Consider the following 23364-nt stretch of genomic DNA (forward strand, 5'->3'; position numbering starts at 1 on the left):
GTGGTCGAAGCTGTGCCGGGTGGTGACGTGACCGCCGTGGATCGTATTCCGGACGGTGCATTCCCACTCTCCACCGCTCAGCGGGGGATGTGGTTCGCCCAGCAGCTCGATCCCGACGTGCCCGTCAACATCGCGCAGTGCGTCGAATTGGTGGGTGCCCTCGACGTCACGCTGCTGTCGGAGTCGCTGATCGCCGCAGGCCGCGAACTCGGCTCCGCGTTCCTCCGCCTCGTCGAGGTCGACGGAGTTCCCTATCAGCTGGTCGATCCGACGCTGGACGCGTCGGTCAGGTTCGTCGACCTGCGGCACGAGCCCGATCCGAGGGCGGCGGCCAAGGAGTGGATGCGGCAGGAGTACACCACTCCGGTCGACGTGTACCGCGACCGGCTCGTCACCTCGGCGGTCCTGTGCACCGGGCCGGATCGTCATTACTGGTACAGCCGTGTCCACCACGTCGCGCTCGACGGCATGGGATCGATGACGCTCATCGACCGGACCACACAGCTGTACACGGCAGCCGTCGAGGGTCGCGCCGTGGCGCCGTCCAAGGCTGCCGCACTCACCGACGTCGCCCGCGTCGACGACGACTACCGGGCGTCGTCGCGCTACCGGGCCGACGGGGAGTACTGGTCCGAGCGGGTATCGACCATCGGCGAACCGTACAGCCTCGTCGACCGCACGTCCCCCGCGCGGGCACGCAGCCGCACGACGGGCGGCCAGATCCCCGGCCCCCTCGTCGGCCACCTCGACGCCGCGACGGACCGCCACGACTCGTCGGCCGCGTTCGAAGTCATCGCCGCTTTCGCCGCGTACCTCGCCCGGATGACCGGACGCGAGGAGGTCGCCGTCAGTCTGCCCGTCACTGCGCGCACCACCGCGCTGCTCCGCCGCTCCGGCGGCATGGTGTCCAACGTCGTCCCGCTCCGCCTGCACGTGCGCCCGGACATGACGAACACCGATCTGGTGGCAGCGGTCCGGCTGGAAGTCACCGCGGCACTCCGGCACCAGCGCTACCCGCACATCGACATCCGGCGCGACGCGGCCACCGAGCATCAGGGCTTCTACGGACCCCTGATCAACGTCATGCTGTTCCACGACGAGATCACCCTCGGCAGCATCGTCGGCCGGCTCGAACTGCTGTCCACCGGTCCGATCAACGACCTCGCGGTCAACATCTATCACGGCGTCGCCGGCACCAGCCTCAACCTCGACCTCGAGGCCAACCCCGACCTGTACTCCGAAGACGTCCTCGACGCCCACCACGCCCGCTTCACCCGATTCCTCGGCGCCTTCCTCACCTCCGACACCGGCACACTGCACGGATCGGCGAGCAACGGGCCGCCACGCCCGATCGGCGACCTCCAGATCCTCGACGAGAACGAACGCCGCAGCCTGGCGCCGGCCGCCGGGCGCGCCGGATTCGCACCGGTCACGCTGCCGGACCTGCTCGTCGGCGCCGTGCGCAGCAACCCGGACGGCGACGCCCTCGTCGCGCCCGGGCACGGGACATCCGACGACACCCTGAGCTACCGCGCCCTGGACGAGGCGTCGAACCGGCTGGCCCGTCTCCTGATCGACCTCCAGGTCGGCCCGGAGGTCATGGTGGCGCTGGCGTTGCCGCGGTCGCGGGAGTCGGTGTCGAGTGTGTGGGCGGTGGCGAAGACGGGAGCGGCGTTCGTTCCGGTCGATCCGAGCTATCCGGCTGACCGCATCGCGTTCATGCTGGAGGATTGTGGTGCGCCGATCGGTATCACCACCGCCGCGTGGCGGGACGGGCTGCCGGAGTGCACGCACTGGATCGTATTGGACGACGACGAGTTTCGGACGACCGCGGCGGTGTATCCCCCGGATGCGGTGACGGACGCCGATCGGACGCGGGCGTTGTCGGTCGATCATCCCGCGTATGTGATCTACACGTCGGGGTCGACGGGCCGGCCGAAGGGTGTGGCGGTCACGCACCGGGGTGTGGTGAATCTGGCGGCGGACGAGCGGGACCGTCTGGTGGTGTCGGCGGATTCGCGGGTGCTGCATTTCGCGTCGCCGAGTTTCGATGCCTCGGTGTTCGAGTTGGTGATGGCGGTGTGTGCGGGGGCGACCCTGGTGGTAGCGCCGACCACGATCTACGGTGGCACCGAGTTGGCGGAATTCCTTGCCGAGCAGTGGGTGACACACGCGTTCTGCACGCCGGCGGCGTTGGCGTCGCTCGATCACCGCGGTCTGCACCATCTGCAAACGGTGGTGGTGGCGGGGGATGTGTGCCCGCCGGAGTTGGTGGCGCGGTGGGCGCCGGGCCGGATCATGGTCAATGCGTACGGCCCGAGTGAGACCACGATCATGTCGTCCGCTACCGGACCGATGGCGCCCGGGCAGTTGGTGAGTATCGGGTCACCGACCGTGGGTGTCGACCTCGTCGTCCTCGACCATCGGTTGCGTCCGGTCCCGGCCGGGGTGCGCGGTGAACTCTACGTCCTCGGCTCCAGCTTGGCTCGCGGGTACGTGCATCGGGCCGGGTTGACGGCGGAGCGTTTCGTGGCGAGCCCGTTCGGCACCGGCGCGCGGATGTACCGCACGGGTGACGTCGTCCGCTGGGTGACCGCCCCGGACGGGCCTCCGGTCCTGGAGTTCTTGGGCCGCAGTGATTTTCAGGTCAAGATCCGGGGGTTCCGGATCGAATTGGGTGAGATCGACGCCGCGTTGGCTGCGCATCCGGTGGTGGAGTTCGCCCACACGGTCGGCTATGACGACGGGAGGGGGACCAGTCGGCTGGTCTCTTACGTGCTGCCGGCGCCCGCAACCGACATCGACACCCGGGTGTTGGCGGACTTCGTCGGGGAGCGCCTTCCCGGGTACATGGTGCCGTCGTCGATCATGGTGCTGGATTCGCTGCCGCTGACCCCGGCCGGCAAACTCGATCGCAATGCCCTGCCCGCACCGGTATTCGCCGCGCGCTCGGCCGACGTCGTGCGCCCGAGAACGGTCACCGAGGAGATCCTCCTCGCGATCTTCCTCGACGTCCTCGGCCTGCCCGAACTGAGCGTCGACACCAGCTTCTTCGACCTCGGCGGCAACTCGCTGACGGCCACCCAGGTCGTGTCCCGGGTGAATGCCGCCCTCGGCGTGCGGATCGGGGTCCGGGACCTCTTCCAGGCGCCGTCGGTGTCGCAACTGGCGGTCGCGGCGGCGAACACCGGCCCGCAGGCCGACTCGCGTCCCGTGCTGGAGGCGCGGGAACGACCCGCCCGCGTGCCCCTCTCCGTTGCGCAGCAACGCATGTGGTTCCTCAACCAGTTCGACACGGCGTCGCCTGCGTACAACCTGCCGATCGCCCTGCGGCTCACCGGTGCACTCGACCGGGACGCCCTGCGCGGGGCGCTCGACGACGTCCAGGAACGGCACGAGGCGCTGCGCACCGTCTTCCCTGACACCGCGGATGGTCCCCACCAGTTGGTCGTGCCCGTTCTGAGCGTGCTGGCCGAGACGGATCCGATCGACGTCGACGCGGAGTCGCTCACCGCCGCGGTGACGGTCCTCGGCGGCGCCGGATTCGACCTCACCACCGACACACCGCTGCGCGCCGGGCTGTTCCGGGAGGCGCCCGACCGGCACGTTCTGGTCCTCGTGGTTCATCACATCGCCGCCGACGGCTGGTCCATGACGCCGCTGGCCTCCGACCTGATGCTCGCGTACGCGGCACGTGCGGCCGGTCACGCGCCCGCCTGGGCGCCCCTCGCGGTGCAGTACGCCGACTACAGCCTCTGGCAGCGTGAACTCCTCGGGTCGGAGGACGACCCGAACAGCCTGTCCGCCAGGCAGATCGACCATTGGCGGTCGGTGCTCGCCGGAGCGCCCCAGGTGATCGAACTGCCCACCGACCGGACCCGGCCCGCCGAGATGTCGCACCGAGGTGGCCGCGTCGAGTTCACGATCCCCGCCGACATCCACCGGGGTCTTGCGGATCTGGCGCAGAGCACCGGCACCACGCTGTTCATGGTCACCCACGCAGCCCTCGTGGTGCTGTTCCACCGCCTCGGCGCCGGACCGGACATCGTCATCGGGACCCCGGTCGCCGGACGCGGCGAGGAAGCGCTCGACCACCTCGTCGGCATGTTCGTCAACACCCTGGTCCTTCGCGCGACCGCCGAGCCGGGCGACACGTTCGAGGAGGTTCTCGACCGCGTCCGCGACGCCGACCTCGCCGCATTCCAGCACGGCGACGTCCCCTTCGAGCGCCTCGTGGAGGTGCTCAGCCCCACCCGGTCGTCCGCGCACCATCCGCTCTTCCAGGTCATGCTCTCGTTCCAGAACACCGCGCCGACCGCCGTGGAGCTGCCCGGTCTCGAGGTCGCGGCGACAGAAATCGACGTCCACGTTGCGAAATTCGACCTCCAGTTGACCGTCACCGAACGGTTCGTCGAGGCGGGCACGCCGGATGGTGTCGCGGCCGGTTTCGATTACGCCACCGATCTCTTCGACGAGTCCACCGTCGCGTCGATGGCCGAGCGATTCGTGAACCTGTTGCGCTCGGTTGCGACATCCTCCGCGACGGCGGTCGGTGATCTGCCCCTGCTCCACGCCGCCGAACGCGACCGCCTTCTCGGCACGTGGAACGACACCGGGCACCACGTGCCTGCGATGTGTCTGCCCGAACTGTTCGACGCGCAGGTTGCTCGCACCCCGGATGCGGTGGCGGTGGTGTTCGGCGACGTCACGCTGTCGTATTCCCAACTCGATCGCCGCGCAAACAGTCTGGCGCGCTATCTGATCGACCGCGGGGTGGGACCCGAAACCCGTGTCGGGCTGGCAATGCGGCGCTCACCGGATCTGGTGGTGGGCATGTACGCGATCGTCAAGGCCGGCGGTGCCTACGTGCCGGTCGATCCCGACCACCCGACGGACCGGATCGGGTATGTGCTCGACTCCGCACAGCCCGTCTGCGTCCTCACGACCTCGGCCGACCGCAGCGCACTTCCTGCGGGTTCGTCGTTCGTCGAGATCGATCGGATCGTGCTGGATTCCTGTTCCGGCGAACGCGTCACCGACTCCGACCGACTGGCACCGCTCCGGCCGGACAACCCCGCGTACGTCATCTACACCTCGGGCTCCACCGGCCGGCCCAAGGGGGTGTCGGTGCCGCACCGCGGGATCGTCAATCAGCTCCTGTGGATGCAGTCGGAATACGCGCTCACCGAACGGGACGTGCTACTGCAGAAGACCGCAACCACTTTCGACGTATCACTGTGGGGTTACTTCTGGCCGCTGCACACGGGCGCCACGATGGTGCTGGCCACCCCGGACGGTCACCGCGACCCCGAGTACCTCGCTCGGGTCATCGACGAGCAGGGTGTCACGGTCACGGACTTCGTGCCCTCGATGCTCGACGCCTTCGTCGCGTCCGTGCCCACCACCTCGTGCGCCACTCTGCGGCACGTCTTCGTGATCGGCGAGGCGCTGCCCCCGGAGACCGTCACGCGATTCCGGGCGCTGTCCGATGCCGGACTGCACAACCTGTACGGGCCCACCGAGGCGGCAGTCTCGGTCACGTACTGGGACACCGCGACCACGGTCACCGGCACGGTGCCGATCGGCGTGCCCGAGTGGAACACCCAGGTCTACGTTCTCGATTCGCGTCTGCATCCGGTTCCCCCCGGCGTTGCCGGTGAGCTCTACCTGGCGGGCGAGCAGCTGGCCCGGGGATACCTCGGCCGCGTCGATCTCACCACGGACCGGTTCGTGGCCAATCCGTTTACCGCCGGCGTGCGTATGTATCGCACCGGCGATCTCGTGCGATGGACGTCGGCGGGTGCACTCGAATACATCGGGCGCACCGACTTCCAGGTCAAGTTCCGAGGCCAGCGCATCGAGCTCGGTGAGATCGAATTCGTGCTGCGGGCGCAACCGTCGGTCACCAGCGCCGCCGTGCTGGTCCATTCCGATCCCGGCACCGGCGATCATCTCGTCGCGTACGTGGTGCCCGAGCGGGGACACGACCTCGATACCACGCGACTTCGCGAGTGCATCGCCGCGTCCCTGCCTGCGTACATGATTCCGGCGGCCCTGATGGTCGTCGACGAATTCCCGCTCAATACCAGTGGAAAGCTCGATCGTCGGGCGCTGCCCGCACCCGAATTCGGTGGTTCCGCCCCGGAGTACGTGGCCCCGCGCACGCCCGTCGAGGCCCACCTCGCGGTGATCTTCGCCGAAATCCTCGGTCTCGACCGTATCGGCCTCCGGGACAACTTCTTCGACGTCGGCGGTAACTCCCTCGTCGCCACGCGGGTCACCTCGCGTATTCGGGCCGAGTTGGGTGCGCCGCTCGCCCTGCGTGACCTGTTCGATGCCCCCACCGTCGGGGCGCTCGCGGAGCGTATCGAGGGAACAGTGCCGACGGCACCACGTGCCCCACTGGTCGCCGCCGTGCGTGCCGGACGGATTCCGCTGTCCCCGGCACAGCGTCGAATGTGGTTCCTCAACCAGTTCGATACCGCATCCGCGGCCTACAACATGCCGTTCGCTTTGCGGCTGTCCGGCTTTCTCGACGGCGACGGCCTGCGTTCGGCGATTCGCGACGTCCTCGAGCGTCACGAGTCCCTGCGCACGCTGTATCCGGACTCGAACGACGGCCCGCATCAGGTGATCGTCGGCGCCGACGAGGTGTTCCTCGATCTCGACGTGGAGCCGATCATCGAGGCCGAGCTGCCGGCGCGACTCGTGAAGCTCGCCACCGAGGGCTTCGACGTCACGGCGGCGGTGCCGCTGCGCACGGCATTGCTGCGACCGTCCGTCGATGAGGACGAGTACGTGCTGGCCGTGGTGGTGCACCACATCTCCGCCGACGGATCGTCGATGGCCCCGCTCGCCCGTGACATCCTGCTCGCCTACACGGCGCGTACGGCCGGCCGGGCACCGTCGTGGGTGCCGTTGGACGTGCAGTACGCGGACTACAGCTATTGGCAGGCGGAGTTTCTCGGCGACGAGACCGACGGTCGGTCGCAGGCCGCCGAGCAGATCGAATTCTGGTCCGCGGCGCTCGACGGCATCCCCGACCTGCTGGAGTTGCCTGCCGATCGGCCCCGACCTGCCGTGCCGACGAATTCTGGTGCGACGGTGCCGTTCTCGGTCGACGCTGCCACGGTGACAGCCGTCGCCGACCTCGCGACCCGCTCCGCTGCCACGCCGTTCATGGTGTGGCACGCCGCGCTGTCGGTGCTGCTCTCACGGCTGTCGAACGCGGTGGACGTCACCGTGGGCACTCCCGTCGCCGGCCGCGGCGAACCCTCTCTGCAGGACCTCGTCGGCATGTTCGTCAACACCCTCACCCTGCGCGCGCGAGTATCCGGTGACCTGTCATTCGCGGACCTGCTCGCGCAGGTCCGCGAGTTCGACCTCGCCGCGTTCGCGCACGCCGATCTGCCGTTCGAGCGTCTCGTGGAGGTACTCGAACCCGCCCGGTCCACGGCCCGTCACCCGCTTTTCCAGGTGGGTCTGTCATACGAGAACTTCGAACCGGGAGTGCTGGAACTACCGGGTCTGACGGTGAGCGCCGTCGAGATGAATCCGGAGATCGCGAAATTCGATCTGAACGTGACGCTCACGGAGATCCGAGACGAGCGCGGCACCGTGTCCGGTCTCACCGGTGCGTTCACGTATGCGGTCGATCTGTTCGACCGCGACACGGTGGAGTCGTTCGTCGACCGTTTCGCGCGGATCGTGGCGACGGCGCTGGCCGATCCGGGCACGGCGGTGGGGGACCTGCCGGTGCTGGATCAGCGGGAACTGGTTCGCGTACTGCGCGAATGGAACGCCACGGACGTGGAGGTGAGCGAGCGGCCCTACCTCGCCCGCTACGACGAGCAGGCGGCGCGGACGCCTGACGCGGTGGCGGTGGTGTACCGCGACGTGTCTGTGACGTACCGGGAATTCAACGCGCGGGTCAACCGATTGGCCCGCAAACTCATCGCCGAAGGCGCCGGAACCGACACTACCGTCGCGGTCGCGGCCCGCCGGTCGATCGAGTTTCTGATCGCCCTGCACGCCGTGTTGCGCAGTGGTGCGGCGTACGTGCCCCTCGACGTCGACCTTCCGGCGGAGCGAGTGGCCCACGTCATCGAGGCAGCCCACCCCGTGCTCGTTCTGACCGCGGTCCGCGGCGAGTTCGAGTCGGACTCCGGAGTCCGGGTTCTCCCGATGGACGGTCTCGAACTCGACCGGTTCGACGATGCCCCGGTGACGGACCGCGACCGGCTGCGGCCCCTTCTGGCCGACAACCTCGCCTACGTCATCTTCACTTCGGGTTCGACCGGCCGGCCCAAGGGAGTGGCCGTCTCGCACGCCGGTCTCGGAAGCCACTTCGAGTTCCTGGTGTCGCTCGGTGCGCTGGACGAGACCGATCGGGTTGCCGTCAAGACACCACAGTCGTTCGACGCATCACTCTGGGAATTGTTGTGGCCCCTGGCTGTGGGCGCACGGGTGGTGATCGCGGAACCGGACGGACACAAGGATCCCGACTACCTCGCAGAACTGATCGAGACCGAGCAGATCACGGCGATACATTTCGTCCCGTCGATGCTCGCCGTCTTCACCGACGTGATCGCGCCGTCCCGGTTCTCGTCGCTGCGTACCGTGTTCGTCGGCGGCGAGGCACTGTCCGTCACTGTGGCGCGGCGGTTCGCGGCCGTTTCCGACGCCGCCGTCCTCAACGCGTACGGTCCCGCGGAGGTCGCGCCCACTTCCACCACCTCCTGGGTGGACACCTCGAACTCGGGCATCGTCACCGTGGGTACACCGGTGTGGAACACCCGAGCCTACGTGCTGGACCAGCGGTTCCACCCCACTCCTGCCGGAGTGACCGGTGAGTTGTACCTGGCCGGCACACAGGTGTCTCGCGGATACGCCGGACGCCCCGACCTCACCGCCGAACGGTTCGTGGCAAACCCCTTCGACGCGCCGGGCACCCGGATGTACCGGACCGGTGACCGTCTTCGCTGGACCGGCCGGGGCGAATTGGAATACCTCGGCCGCAACGATTTCCAGGTGAAGCTGCGCGGACTGCGGATCGAACTCGGTGAGATCGAGGCGGTACTCGAGTCGGCGGACTCGGTTGCCCAGGCGGTCGTGACCGTGTACTCCGGAGCGGCGAGCGAACAATTGGTGGCCTATCTCGTCGCACGTGCGGGCACGACGGTCGACATCGAGGCACTGACGGCGTATGCCGAGAGTCGGCTGCCCGAATACATGATTCCGGACGGGTTCGTCACGCTCGACGCCTTCCCGATCAACGCGAGCGGCAAACTGGATCGAGTGGCATTGCCTGCCCCGGCCGTCGGTGACGTCGCGGTCGATCGAGTGGAGCCACGTACTCCGATGGAGGAAACACTCGCGGCCCTGTTCCGGGAGGCACTCGGCGTCGACGACCTGGGGGTGAACGACTCGTTCTTCGCTCTCGGCGGCGACAGCATCGTGTCGATCCAGCTGGTGTCGCGAGCCAAGGCGGCGGGGATCGTATTCACCCCACGGGACGTGTTCGAGCGCAAGAGCATTGCCGCGCTCGCCGAAGTGGCTACCGCCGCGTCGGCGGATCGACTCGCGCTCGCCGAACTGGCGGGTGGCGGCGTGGGAAACGTCGAGTTGACCCCGGTTGTCCGATCACTGCTCGACCGGCCGGGTTCGGTGGGCCGGTATTCACAGTCCGTGCTCCTCACGCTGCCGACCGGGATCGAGCGATCGGACATCGTGGCGACGGTGCAGGCGGTGCTCGACAGGCACGACGCGCTGCGGTCCCGGCTGGTTCGCGACGGTGCGGACATGCGTCACTCGGTGTTGCCCGCCGGTGCCGTCTACGCCGATCGACTGGTCACGACGGTGCCGGTGAATCCCGACGTCGGTGACGCAGCCTTCGAAGCAGTGATCGACCGCGAACTCTCCGCCGCGGCCGACCGGTTCGACTTCGAGACCCCGGTGCTCACGCAGTTCGTCTGGTTGGACCGTGGTGCGACCAGGCCCGGGCGGCTCCTCGTGGTTGCTCATCACCTGGTCGTCGACGGTGTGTCCTGGCGAATCATCGTGCCGGACCTCGTCGCGGCGGGAAGTGCCGTCGCAGCCGGTCACACTCCGAACCTGCCGGAGGTCGGTACATCGTTGCGGCGGTGGTCGCACGGGTTGACGGAGGCTGCCCGTCAGCCGTCCACCCTCGCGCAGTTCGACTACTGGCGAGGTGTCGTCGATGCTCCGGACCCGCTTCTCGGTGACCGGGCGCTCGATCCGGTGCGGGACCGGACCTCGACCACGCAGGAGCTGCAGTTCGAGCTGTCCACCGAGATCACGGGCACGCTGCTGGCCCGCGTTCCGGAGGCATTCGGGTGCTCCATCGGCGATTCCCTGCTTGCCGGCTTCGCGGTGGCCCTCACCGAGTGGCGCCGTGCGCGCGGAGTGTCCTCCGCTTCTGCGTACGTCACCCTCGAGGGTCACGGCCGCGAGGAGTCGGTCGTGCCGGGCGCCGATCTGTCTCGTACCGTGGGCTGGTTCACCAGCGTTTATCCGGTGCGGCTCGCCCTGGAGGGGGTGGACACACAGGAGGCACTCGTCGGCGGCGCGTCGGCCGGCGCCGCGATCAAGGCGGTGAAAGAGCAACTCCTGGCGGTCCCCGATCGGGGCGTCGGGTACGGACTGCTGCGATATCTCAATCCGGCGACGGCCACCGTCCTCGCGGGCTTCGACCCGCCCCAGGTCGTCTTCAACTACCTCGGAAAGACCGGGATGGGCGATCTGTCCCCGGAGATGCGTGATATCGGCTGGGTGCCGGATCTCGCGTCGTCGCGCGTCTTCTCGGGTGAAACCGATCAGGACATGAGCGCTTCCGCAGCGATCGAGATCAATGTCGGAGTGACCGATACCGATGCCGGACCGCGACTCGGAGCTTCGGTGCGGTTCGCCGGTGAACTGCTCGCAGCCGACGACGTTCGCGAACTCGTCGATCTGTGGCAGCAGGCGCTCGTCTCACAGATCGAGCATGTCGTCGCCGGATCCGGTGGGGGACTGACCCCGTCGGACATCGGCACGGTGGCGCTCACCCAGTCCCAGATCGAGGTCTGGGAACGGACCTACCCGGCCCTCGAGGACGTGTGGGCGCTGTCGCCACTGCAGGCCGGTTTCCACTTCCATTCGCTGTTGGCGGCCGAGCACAGTGTCGACGTCTACCATTCCCAGCTGCGGATGACGCTGCTCGGCGACGTGTCGGCGGATCGGATGCGGGCCGCTGCCGCTGCGCTCCTGGACCGGTATTCGAACCTGCGGGTGGTGTTCGTGCAGGACGGCGACGTCACGGTGCAGATCTCCCTCCGCGGGGTGGAGGTCCCACTGACGGTGGTCGACCTCTCGGGCCGTGAGAGCGATTCCGGGGAAAGGGAACTCGAGGCACTGGTCGCAGAGAACCGGACCGCGCCGTTCGACTTGGCCGAGGCGCCGCTGCTGCGTTTGCTGCTCGTGCGCACGGGCGCCGAGCGGTACGAGTTGGCGATGACCAACCACCACATCCTCCTCGACGGATGGTCCATCCCGCTGATCGTCCAGGACCTGCTGGTGCTCTACGCGACCGCGGGCGATCAGTCCGCGCTGCCTGCGGTGCGGCCGTACCGCGAGTACCTCGACTGGCTGGCGCGCCGAGACCCCTCCGCCTCACGGGACGCGTGGGCGCACGCGTTGGAAGGTTTCGACGAGCCGACTCTGCTCGCGCCTGCGCGCACCGGCGGCGGCGCGACGGCGGACCCGGAGGAAGTTCCGGTCCACTTTTCCGCGGCGGACACCGCCGAGCTGCTGGCCTTCGCACGACAGTACGGCGTCACGCCGAACACGGTGATCCAGACTGCCTGGGCTCTGCTGCTCAGGCGACTCACCGGACGGGACGACGTCGTATTCGGTGCCACCGTCTCGGGCCGCCCCCCGCACATCCCCGGGATCGAATCGATGGTCGGGCTCTTCATCAACACCGTCCCCGTCCGGGTACGAATCGACGCCGACGAGTCGGTGGCCTCGTTGCTGGTGCGGGTGCAGGGGCAGCAGGCCGATTTGCTCGATCACCACTATCTCGGCCTGACGGAAATCCAGGCCGAGGCGGGGGTCGGGGCGCTGTTCGACACGCTCACCGTCTTCGAGTCGTACCCCATGGATCAGGCGGCGCTGCAGGCGCAGACCGACATCGCAGGTATGCGCGTGGATTCGGTCCAGGTGCACAGTGTCACCCACTACCCGTTGAGCCTGATGGCCCAGGTCGACGACACCCTGCGGCTCGGGGTGGCCTACCTGCCGGACACCTTCGATCGCGACGAAGCGAAGTTGATTGCGGCGCGGCTCGATTCGATGATCCGCGCATTGATCGCAGAGCCCTCCGCCGCGGTAGCCCAGGTCACCGGATTCATCCCGGGCGAGTACGCGCGGATGTTGCACGACTGGAACGCCACCGACCACCCCGTGCCGGAGTCGACGCTGCTGACGTTGTTCGAGGCGCAGGCGGCCCGCACACCCGATGCCGTCGCTGTCGAGTTCGACGGGGACGTGCTGACATACGCAGCCCTCGATGCGCGCGCGAACCAGCTGGCCAGGCATCTGATCGCTCAGGGTGTGGCCCCCGAAACCCGCGTGGCCGTGGTGATGCGGCGGTCGCTGGAACTGGTCGTCGGAATCTATGCCGTACTCAAGGCCGGTGGTGCATACGTGCCGGTCGATCCCGATCACCCCGCGGAGCGAACGAGTTACGTGCTCGCGTCGGCGAAGCCGGTGTGCGTGCTGACCACCTCGGCCGACCGACCGGACCTGCCGAACCGGATTCCCGTGTCGGCCCTCGACACTCTCGACCTCTCGGGTGTCGCTGCGGTGCCGCTGACCGATGCCGAGCGCATCGAACCGTTGCGCCCTGCCCACCCCGCGTACGTCATCTACACCTCCGGCTCCACCGGCAAACCCAAGGGTGTCGCGGTACCGCATGCGGCCATCGTGAATCAACTGCTCTGGATGCAGTCGGAGTACGCACTCACCGATCGGGATGTGTGGTTGCAGAAGACCGCAACCACGTTCGACGTGTCGGTGTGGGGCTACTTCTGGCCCCTGCAGGTGGGTGCCACCATGGTGCTGGCCACCCCGGATGGGCATCGAGAGCCTTCCTATCTGACTCGGGTCATCGACGAGCACGCGGTGACGGTCACCGATTTCGTTCCGTCCATGCTCGACGTGTTCGTCGCGGCCGCCGCGGAGGGGTCGTGCCGTTCGCTGCGGCACGTGTTCGTCATCGGCGAAGCGCTGCCGCCCGCGACTGTCCTGCGTTTCCGGGAACTCTCCGCGGCCGGACTGCACAACCTGTACGGGCCCACCGAGGCCGCAGTGTCGGTGACGTACTGGGAGACCGGTGAAGCCGACACCACGAACGTGCTGATCGGTGTGCCGGAATGGAACACACAGGCCTACGTGCTCGATTCCCGGCTGCACCCGGTTCCCGTCGGCGTTCCGGGAGAGCTCTACCTGGGCGGTGCCCAGCTCGCACGCGGATACCTCGGCCGCGTCGATCTCACGTCCGATCGATTCGTCGCGAACCCGTTCGGACGCACGGGTGAGCGCATGTACCGCACCGGAGACCTCGTGCGATGGACGTCGGCGGGAGCGCTCGTCTACATCGGACGTACCGACTTCCAGGTGAAGTTCCGTGGTCAGCGCATTGAACTCGGCGAGATCGAGACAGTGCTCCGGTCCCACCCGGCGGTCACCGGCGCCGTCGTGTCGGTGTACTCGGACACCACCGTCGGCGATCATCTGGTCGCGTATGTCGTCGGCACACCCGGCGACGTGGACGTTGCGGAGCTTCGCCGTCAGGCGTCGGAGTCCCTACCGTCGTACATGGTGCCGTCCGCCATCACCGTGCTCGACGAGTTCCCGCTGAACACCAGCGGAAAACTCGATCGCAAAGCGTTGCCCGCTCCCGAATTCCACGGGAGTGCAACCGAGTACATCGCACCTCGAAACGAGGCCGAGTGCACCGTCGCGGCAGTGTTCGCCGACGTGCTCGGTGCTCCGGGCCGGATCGGCGTGCACGACAACTTCTTCGATCTCGGCGGCAACTCGCTCTCCGTCACCCGAGTTGCGGCGCGGCTCGGTGAGTTGTCGGGCACCGCAGTCTCGGTGCGCGATGTGTTCACCGCCTCCACGGCTGCGGAGTTGGCTCTTCGTCTCGCCGAGCCCACGGCCGCAGCAGGCGCGCGTCCGGTGCTGTCCGGGACACAGAGACCGGACCGGATACCGCTGTCACCGGCGCAGCAGCGGATGTGGTTCATCAACCAGTTCGACCCGGCCTCGCCCGCGTACAACCTGCCGCTCGCGATCCGCATGTCCGGTGCTCTCGACGTGACAGCGCTGTCTCAGGCACTCGACGACGTAGTCGGACGCCACGAGTCGCTTCGTACGGTTTTCCCCGACACGGAGGACGGACCCGCTCAGGTCGTCGTGGCCGCGGCAGATCTCTCGATGCCCCTCGAGGTCGTGGACGTGCCGGAAGGCGAGCTCGATTCCCGGATGATCGCGTTCTCCTCGCGCGGGTTCGACGTGTCCGAGGACTTGCCGGTACGGGCAACACTGTTCCGTACCGGTCCCGGCGAACACGTTCTGGCGATCACGCTGCATCACATCGCCGCCGACGGTTGGTCGTTCGGACCTCTCGGCGGGGATGTCATGACCGCGTACGCGGCCCGAGCAGAGTCCCGAAGTCCGGAGTGGATTCCGCTCGCGGTGCAGTACGCCGACTACAGTGTGTGGCACAGGGCGGTTCTCGGCAGCGAGGACGAGCCGGAGTCCCTCGCCCGACGCCAACTCGAGTACTGGACGCGGGCGCTCGACGGTCTCCCGGACGAGCTGAAACTCCCCTTCGACCGCCCGCGCCGGACCGAGCAGTCCTACGCGGGGGGATCCGTGGGCTTCACCGTCACCCCCGAGATCCATCGCGGCATCGAGCGGTTGGCGCGTGAACACGGAGCTACGGTCTTCATGGTGGCGCACGCCGCCTTCGCGCTCCTGTTGGCCCGCCTGTCCGCGTCGGACGATATCGCCGTCGGCGCTCCGATCGCGGGCCGTGGCGAACGCGCTCTCGACAACCTGGTCGGAATGTTCGTCAACACGCTCGTGCTCCGCACGCGCATCGAGAGCACCGAGACGTTCGCGGAGTTGCTGACGCGGGTACGCGACGGCGACATCGGGGCATTCGGCCACGCGGACCTCCCCTTCGAGCGTCTCGTCGACGTTCTCGACCCCGTGCGGACGTCCGCGCATCACCCGGTCATCCAGACTGCGCTGTCGATGCAGCCGACGGCAATCGGAGACATCGAGCTCCCCGGACTCCGGGTGCGTGTCGAGGACATCGACGCGCGGGTCGCGAAGTTCGACCTGCAGCTGACATTGGGCGAGGACATCGATCCCGCGGGCGTTCCGTCGGGTATTCGCGCCGAGTTCACCTACGCCGCAGACTTGTTCGATGACGCTACGGTGCGCCGGTACGCGGTGCAGCTCGTGCGAATCCTCGAAACGGTGATTGCCGACCCGACCACGGTGGTCGGCGACGTGAATCTCCTCGACGATGCCGAGAGGGCCCGCCTGGCACCGGTTCGCGGGGCTGCGAGTCGACCCACTCGACTGCTGCCCGAAGTTCTCGCCGCGTCGGCGGCCGACCCGTCCGCGACTGCGCTCGTCTTCGGCGACCGTTCGATGACCTACGACGAACTGGACCGGCGATCCAACCTCTGGGCGCGCCAACTGATCGAGGCCGGAGCGGGCCCCGAGACATTCGTGGCCGTCGCACTCGCCCGGTCGATCGAATCGGTGCTCGCAGTCTGGGCCGTTGCCAAGACCGGTGCCGCGTTCGTGCCGGTGGATCCGAACTACCCGGCCGAACGGATCGCACACATGCTCGGCGATTCGGGGGCCGCGCTCGGCCTGACGACGATGGAGTTCCGAGGCGGACTACCCGACTCGACACAGTGGCTCGTGATGGACGATCCCCACCACACTGCGCTGGTGGCGGCCCAGTCCTCGGCGGCGGTGACAGCGGCCGATCGCCTCGGGCGGATGCACACGGACCAACTCGCCTACCTCATTTACACGTCCGGATCGACCGGACTGCCCAAGGGCGTCGCCGTCACCCACTCGGGGCTCGCGAACCTTCTGACCGAGCTGGCCGAAGAATACGAGCTCACCGCCGACGCCCGTGTCCTGCACTTCGCCTCACCCAGTTTCGACGCCTCCGTGTTCGAGTATCTGATGGCCTTCTGCGGGGGTGCGACGATGGTTGTCGTTCCCCACTCGGTGTACGGCGGTACGGAGCTCGCCGAACTCCTGGGCGAGCAGAGAGTCACGCACGCCTTCATCACACCGGCCGCGTTGGCGTCCGTCGACCCCACAGGACTCGACGCACTCGCCGTCATCGTCGTCGGCGGAGAGGCCTGGGGTGCCGACCTCGCCGAGCGCTGGGTACCGGGACGGGCACTGTTCAACGGATACGGGCCGACCGAGTCCTCGATGATGGTGACGCAGAGCGGACCGCTGATGCTCGGCGAGCGGATGACCATCGGCGCTCCCGTGCGCGGTGTCGAGGCTCTCGTTCTCGATGCGCGGCTGCATCCCGTGCCCCCCGGTGTGCCGGGGGAGCTGTACGTATCGGGGCCGGCGCTTGCCCGTGGCTACCACCAGCGACTCGGTCTCACAGCGGAGCGTTTCGTCGCGAACCCCCACGGTGCACCCGGTCGGCGGATGTACCGTACCGGCGACGTCGTCCGGTGGGTCGAGTCCCGCACCGGGACATACGTCATCGAATACGTCGGGCGCAGCGACTTCCAGGTGAAGATTCGTGGATTCCGTGTCGAACTCGGTGAGATCGATTCCGTGTTCCGAGCGCATTCTGCGGTCGGATTCGCCGCGACCGTCGCGCACGACACCGAATCCGGCGTCACAGCACTGGTCACCTATGTCTGCGCTGCACCGGGGAACGTCGTCGACGTCGACGACCTGACCGCGTTCGTCGGCGGGGCGTTGCCGGCGCACATGGTGCCCGGTTCGATCATGTTTCTCGACTCGATCCCGCTGACACCGGCGGGCAAGCTCGACCGCCGCGCCCTCCCCGAGCCCGTGTTCGTGAGCCATACCCGATTCACCGCACCCGACACGGCGGACGAGCGCGCAGTCGCGGCAGCGTTCGCGGACGTGCTGGGCGAATCACGCATCGGTGTGGACGACGACTTCTTCGCTCTCGGCGGCAACTCGTTGTCCGCCACCCAGGTGGTGTCCCGGGTCGGTTCGGCGTTCGGCATCCGTGTCTCCGTTCGCACGCTGTTCGACAACCCCACCGTGCGTCAACTCGTCTCCGCAGTGGCCACGTCGCGGGCGGACGGGTCCTCGGGCCGGCCCGCGCTGACGCGCCGCGAACATCCCGGACGGATCCCGTTGTCGCTGGCGCAGCAGCGGATCTGGTTCCTCAACCAATACGATCCTTCGTCGTCTGCGTACAACATCCCGCTGGCCCTGCGGATGTCGGGCAGGATCGACGTCCCGGCCCTGCGTGCAGCGCTCGGTGACGTCCTGGAACGTCACGAGTCGTTGCGGACCGTGTACCCAGGTTCTGCGGACGGTGCGCATCAGGAGATCCGGCCTGCCGCCGCGGCAGAATTCGACCTCACACCGATCCGGACCGCGCCGGACCAGTTGATGCTCCGGATCGCCGAGTACGCCGTCGCCGGATTCGATGTGACCCGGGAGATCCCGTTCCGAATCCACCTGTTCCGGGAGAACCGCTCGGAACACGTGCTGCTGCTCGTCGCGCACCACATTGCCGCAGACGGATGGTCGTTCGGTCCGCTCGCCGCCGACGTGATGGCCGCATATGCATCCCGAGCGGAAGGGCTGGCTCCGTCGTGGGAGCCGCTGCCCGTCCAGTACGCCGACTACAGTGTGTGGCAGCGGGAACTGCTCGGCGCCGAGGACGATCCGGACAGTCTGTCCGCCAAGCAGATCGAGCGTTGGCGTGCGGCTCTGGACGGTGCGCCCGAGGCGCTCGATCTGCCTACGGACCATCCTCGCCCCGCGGTAGCGTCGCACCTCGGCGAACGCGTGGACTTCGAGATCGATGCCGGCACCCACCGGGGGCTGGTCGAGCGCGCCCAGAAGAGCGGCACCACCCTGTTCATGGTTGTTCATGCCGCGTTCGCGACGCTCTTGCACAGGCTCAGCGGCAGTACCGACATCGTGATCGGCACACCCGTCGCCGGTCGTGGCGACGAAGGACTCGATCCGCTCGTCGGAATGTTCGTGAACACCCTGGCCCTGCGCACACGGATTCACCCCGGCGAGCGTGTCGACGCACTCCTGGAACAGGTGCGCGATGTCGATCTCACGGCGTTCCAGGACACGGAGGTTCCCTTCGACCGGCTCGTCGAGATCCTGCGTCCCACCCGGTCGTCCGATCGGCATCCGCTGTTTCAGGTGATGTTCGCCTTCCAGAACCTGCGACCGGTGACGCTGGAACTGCCGCAGTTGGTGGTGGAGGCCGTCGACTTCGATCCCCACATCGCGAAGTTCGATCTGGATCTGGGGCTCGCCGAGATCGTGGACGACGCCGGAGACCACCGCGGGATCTCCGGTGCCTTCACCTTCGCGTCGGAACTCTTCGAACGGGCCACTGTCGCGGGATTCGCGGAGCGATTCGTGCGGATCCTCGAGGCGGTCGCTACCGGCGACGACATCGCCATCGGCGATATCGCCATCCTGGGTGCGGCCGAGCAACAGTCCCTCGCCCCGGTGTGGGGCGGGCCGCTGCTCGCGAACGCCACCCTGCCCGAGCTGCTCGTCGCGACGGCGGAACGGTATCCGGACTCGACTGCGGTCGTCTTCGACGGTGTCTCGATCGATTACCGTGAGCTGGACCGGCGATCGACGCAGCTGGCACGTGCACTCGTCGGAATGGGTGTCGGCCCGGAAGCCTACGTCGCGATCGCCTTGCCGCGCTCTGTCGAATCGGTGCTGTGCGTGTGGGCCGTTGCCAAGACCGGTGCGGCCTATGTTCCGATCGACCCCGGGCATCCGGTGGACCGCATCGCGCACATTCTGCGGGATTCGGGAGTGATCGTCGGTGTCACCGGTGCGGAGTTCGCCGAACACCTCCCGGGGGTGACCGACTGGCTCGTACTCGACGACCCGGAAGTGCTCCGCGAATTGTCCTCGGCGAGCACGGCGCCGATCGGGGATGCGGATCGCACCTGCGCTCTACATGTCGATCATCCCGCTTATCTCATCTACACGTCGGGTTCGACGGGACTGCCCAAGGGCGTGGTGGTGTCCCACCGCGGGCTCGCGAATCTCGCCGGCGCGTATACCACCGCAGTGCGGGCCACCGAGAAGTCCCGGGTCGCGCACCTCGCGGCCCCGACGTTCGACCTGTCCGTCCTCGAACTGCTTCTGGCCCACACGTCCGGGGCCGCGCTGGTGGTCTGTCCGCCCGGTGTGTACGGCGGCGTCGAGCTGCACGAGGTGTTGCAGTCCGAACGCGTCACGCACATGACCATCACGAATGCCGCTCTGGCGTCGGTCGATCCGGAGGGACTGGACGATCTGCGCGCGATCGTCGTCGGCGGCGACGCCTGCCCACCGGAGACAGTGACGCGATGGGCCGACCGACTCGACCTCGTCAACGGATACGGTCCCACCGAAGTGACGGTGGGCGCCACGTTCACCTCGGTGCTCGGCCAGGATCGGGACATCACCATCGGCGGGCCGCTGCCCGGGGTCGCCGCCGTGGTTCTCGATTCGAGGTTGCGGCCCGTGCCGGTCGGTGTCGTGGGAGAGCTGTACCTGCTGGGACCGGCTCTGGCACGCGGATACCACGACCGTGCCGCGCTCACGGCAGACCGCTTCGTGGCGAGTCCGTTCGAGGCCGCCGGTGCCCGGATGTACCGCACCGGTGACATAGTGCGCTGGCGCGCAGTACATTCCGGTGTGACCGGCAGCATGACCGACGGCACTCTTCCCGGGCATGCGATCGAATACCTCGGCCGCTCCGACCATCAGGTCAAGGTTCGTGGACTTCGTATCGAACTCGGCGAGATCGATGCCGCCCTGGGCGCACATCCCGATGTCGAATTCGCTGCCACCCTGGGCTACGAGTCGCCCTCGGAAACACGACTGGCATCGCACGTGCTGGTCGGTGCGGGCGCCGACCGTGATCCGGCGGCTCTGCTCGCGTTCCTGCGTCAGGCACTGCCGGGGTACATGATTCCGTCGGCGCTCGTGTTCCTGGACACGATTCCGCTGACCCCGAACGGCAAACTCGACCGGGCCGCCCTGCCCGCGCCCGACTTCGGTGCGGCAGCCAAGGAGATCGCGTACCGGGCGCCGCGGAACCCCCTGGAGCGGTCGATCGCGGATGCGTTTGCCGACGTGCTGGGCGGCACGGACATCGGCCTCGACACGGATTTCTTCGATGCAGGCGGCAACTCGCTCTCCGCGACCCGGGTGACCGCCCGGGTCGGCGCCGTGCTCGACATCCGGGTCACGGTGCGTGACCTGTTCGAAGCCCCCACCGTCCTCGCGTTGGCAGAGTCGCTGGCGCCGCGGATGTCCGGGGCCGGCGACCGCGCTTCCGCCGGACCAGCGCTGGTGCCGCCGCCGCGTCCCGACCGGATCCCGCTGTCGCTCGCGCAGCAGCGGATGTGGTTCCTCAACCAGTTCGACAGGTCCTCGCCCGCCTACAACATGCCCGCGGCGGTCCGGCTGACCGGCCCGCTGGACACGGCGGCGCTGGCCGCGGCGATCGGTGACCTGATCGCTCGGCACGAATCGCTGCGGACCGTCTTTCCCGATTCGCGGGGTGGCCCGCACCAGGTGATCCTCGAGCCCGGAGACTTCACCCCCGACATCGCACCGGTCCACGTGAGCGAGGCCGGGTTACGCGTCGACCTCCAGGAACTCCTCCTGGCCGGCTTCGACGTCTCCCAGGCTGTGCCGCTCCGGGTGAAGGTGTATTCGCTCGGCGACACCGAGCACGTGCTCGCGCTCGTCGTCCACCACATCTCCGCCGACGGCGTGTCCATGGAACCGCTGATCCGCGACGTGATGATCGCCTACACGAGCCGCGCCGCAGGCCACCCGCCCGCGTGGGCGCCGCTGCCGGTGCAGTACGCCGATTACGCGCTGTGGCAGCGGGAGGTCGTCGGCTCCGAGTCCGAGCCGGGCAGCCTCGCCGCCGCCCAACTGGAATACTGGACCCGCACGCTCGCCGGTGTCCCGGACCAGCTGTACCTGCCCGGCGACCGGGGCAGGCCCGCGGTGCCGTCGCATCGGGGTGCGGCGACCCGTTTCACCCTGGACGCCGGCACGCACCGGGCCCTGGCCGAACTGGCACGGACGCACGGCGCCAGCATCTTCATGGTCGCCCACGCCGCGCTCAGCGTCCTCCTGGGACGCCTCAGCACCACCGCCGACATCGCCGTCGGCACCGCCGTCGCCGGTCGCGGGCGGGTCGAACTCGACGACATCATCGGCATGTTCGTCAACACGCTCGTCCTGCGGACCACGCTGGATCCGGGAGCGTCGTTCGTGTCGCTGCTCGAGCAGACGCGTGACGTGGACCTCGAGGCGTTCGCCCACGCCGACCTGCCCTTCGAGCGGCTGGTGGAGGTCCTGAGCCCGGTCCGCTCCACCTCGCACCACCCGCTGTTCCAGGTGGCGCTCGGTGTGCAGGCGGTGTCCGGCGGCGGACTGGAGCTGGACGGACTGTCGGTCGAACCGCTCACCCTCGATGCGAGCATCGCCAAGTTCGACCTGCACTTCACGCTCACCGAGCGGCTCGACGACACCGCCGAGCACGCGGGCATCGACGCCGAACTCATTTACGCCACCGACATTTTCGACGAGAGCACCGCCGCCGGGTACGCGACGCGGCTGCGCCGGATCTTCGAGGCCGTCGTCGCCGACCCGCAGCGGCCGATCGGCGACATTCCCGTTCTCGGCGAAGACGAACACGCGGCCCTCACCCCGGTCCGCGGCGCGGATCCGCGACCGGTGCAGATGCTGCCCGAGATCCTCGCCGACGCTGTCGCCGCGGCACCCGACGGCCTCGCCGTCGTCTTCGACGGTGCCGGCCTGACGTACCGGGATCTCGACGAACGGTCGAACCAGCTGGCCCGGTTGCTCGTGGACAGGGGAGTGGGACCCGAATCCCGGGTCGCGCTGGCGCTGCCCCGGTCCTTCGAATCCGTGGTGGCCGTCTGGGCCGTTGCCAAGACCGGCGCCGCCTTCGTTCCCGTCGACCCCGGCTATCCCGCGGACCGCATCCTGCACATGGTGCAGGACTCCGGGGCGATGGTCGGGATCACCGTGTCCGGGAAGCGGGCACTGCTCCCGGAGTCGATCCGGTGGATGCTCCTCGACGACCCGGCACTCGAGGTGCGCTGCACCCACGAGTCCCGGTTGCCGCTCACCAACCGCGACCGCATGCGGCCGATCCTGTCCGACCAGGTGGCGTACGTCATCTACACGTCGGGATCGACCGGCAGACCCAAGGGTGTCGCGGTGACGCACCGCGGCCTGGTGAACCTGGTGACCGACGAACGTGAGCTGCTCGGCGTCACGTCCCGTTCGCGGACACTGCATTTCGCGTCGCCGAGCTTCGACGCCTCCGTGTTCGAGATGCTGATGGCACTCGGTGCGGGAGCCACGATGGTCATTGCGCCGCCCACGATCTACGGCGGATCGGAACTCGCGGAACTGCTCGCGGCGGAACGCATCACCCATGCGTTCTCCACCCCGGCGGCGCTGGCGTCGGTGGACCACCACGGGCTCGACGACCTCGCCGTGGTCGTCGTCGCCGGTGACGTGTGCCCGCCGGAACTGGTCGCCCGCTGGGCGCCCGGACGCCGCATGGTCAACGCGTACGGCCCCAGCGAGGCGACGATCATGTCGTCCATCACCGAACCGCTCCGCGCCGGCGAACCGGTCACCATCGGCGGCCCGAGCCGCGGGGTCCGGGCACTCGTGCTCGACGGGCGGCTGCGTCCGGTGCCGGTGGGAGTGCCGGGCGAACTGTACGTCGGGGGACCGAGTCTGGCCCGCGGCTACCTCGGACGGCCGGGACTGACCGCCGAACGCTTCGTCGCCGACCCGTACGGCGAGCCCGGTGACCTCCTGTACCGCACCGGCGACCTCGTCCGGTGGCGGGAGAACCGCGTCCTCGATTTCGTCGGCCGCACCGACCACCAGGTGAAGATCCGCGGATTCCGGATCGAACTCGGCGAGATCGACGCCGCCCTCACCGCACACCCGCAGATCGAGTACGCCACCACGATCGGCTACGAG

Annotated in this window: 1 protein-coding gene (running past one end of the window); it reads left to right on the forward strand. The window is 68.3% G+C overall.

Going from position 1 to position 23364, the window contains the following annotated elements; all coding sequences use genetic code 11:
* On the forward strand, positions 1-23364 hold the 5' portion of the coding sequence (locus JWS13_RS44705) for a non-ribosomal peptide synthetase (protein ID WP_206011441.1). Its footprint extends 7710 nt past the window's final position; 23364 of the gene's 31074 nt are visible here — the first part of the coding sequence; the start codon lies at positions 1-3; the stop codon falls past the right edge of the window.

It is taken from the genome of Rhodococcus pseudokoreensis (assembly GCF_017068395.1).
In the GTDB taxonomy this organism is placed as follows: Bacteria; Actinomycetota; Actinomycetes; order Mycobacteriales; family Mycobacteriaceae; genus Rhodococcus_F; species Rhodococcus_F pseudokoreensis.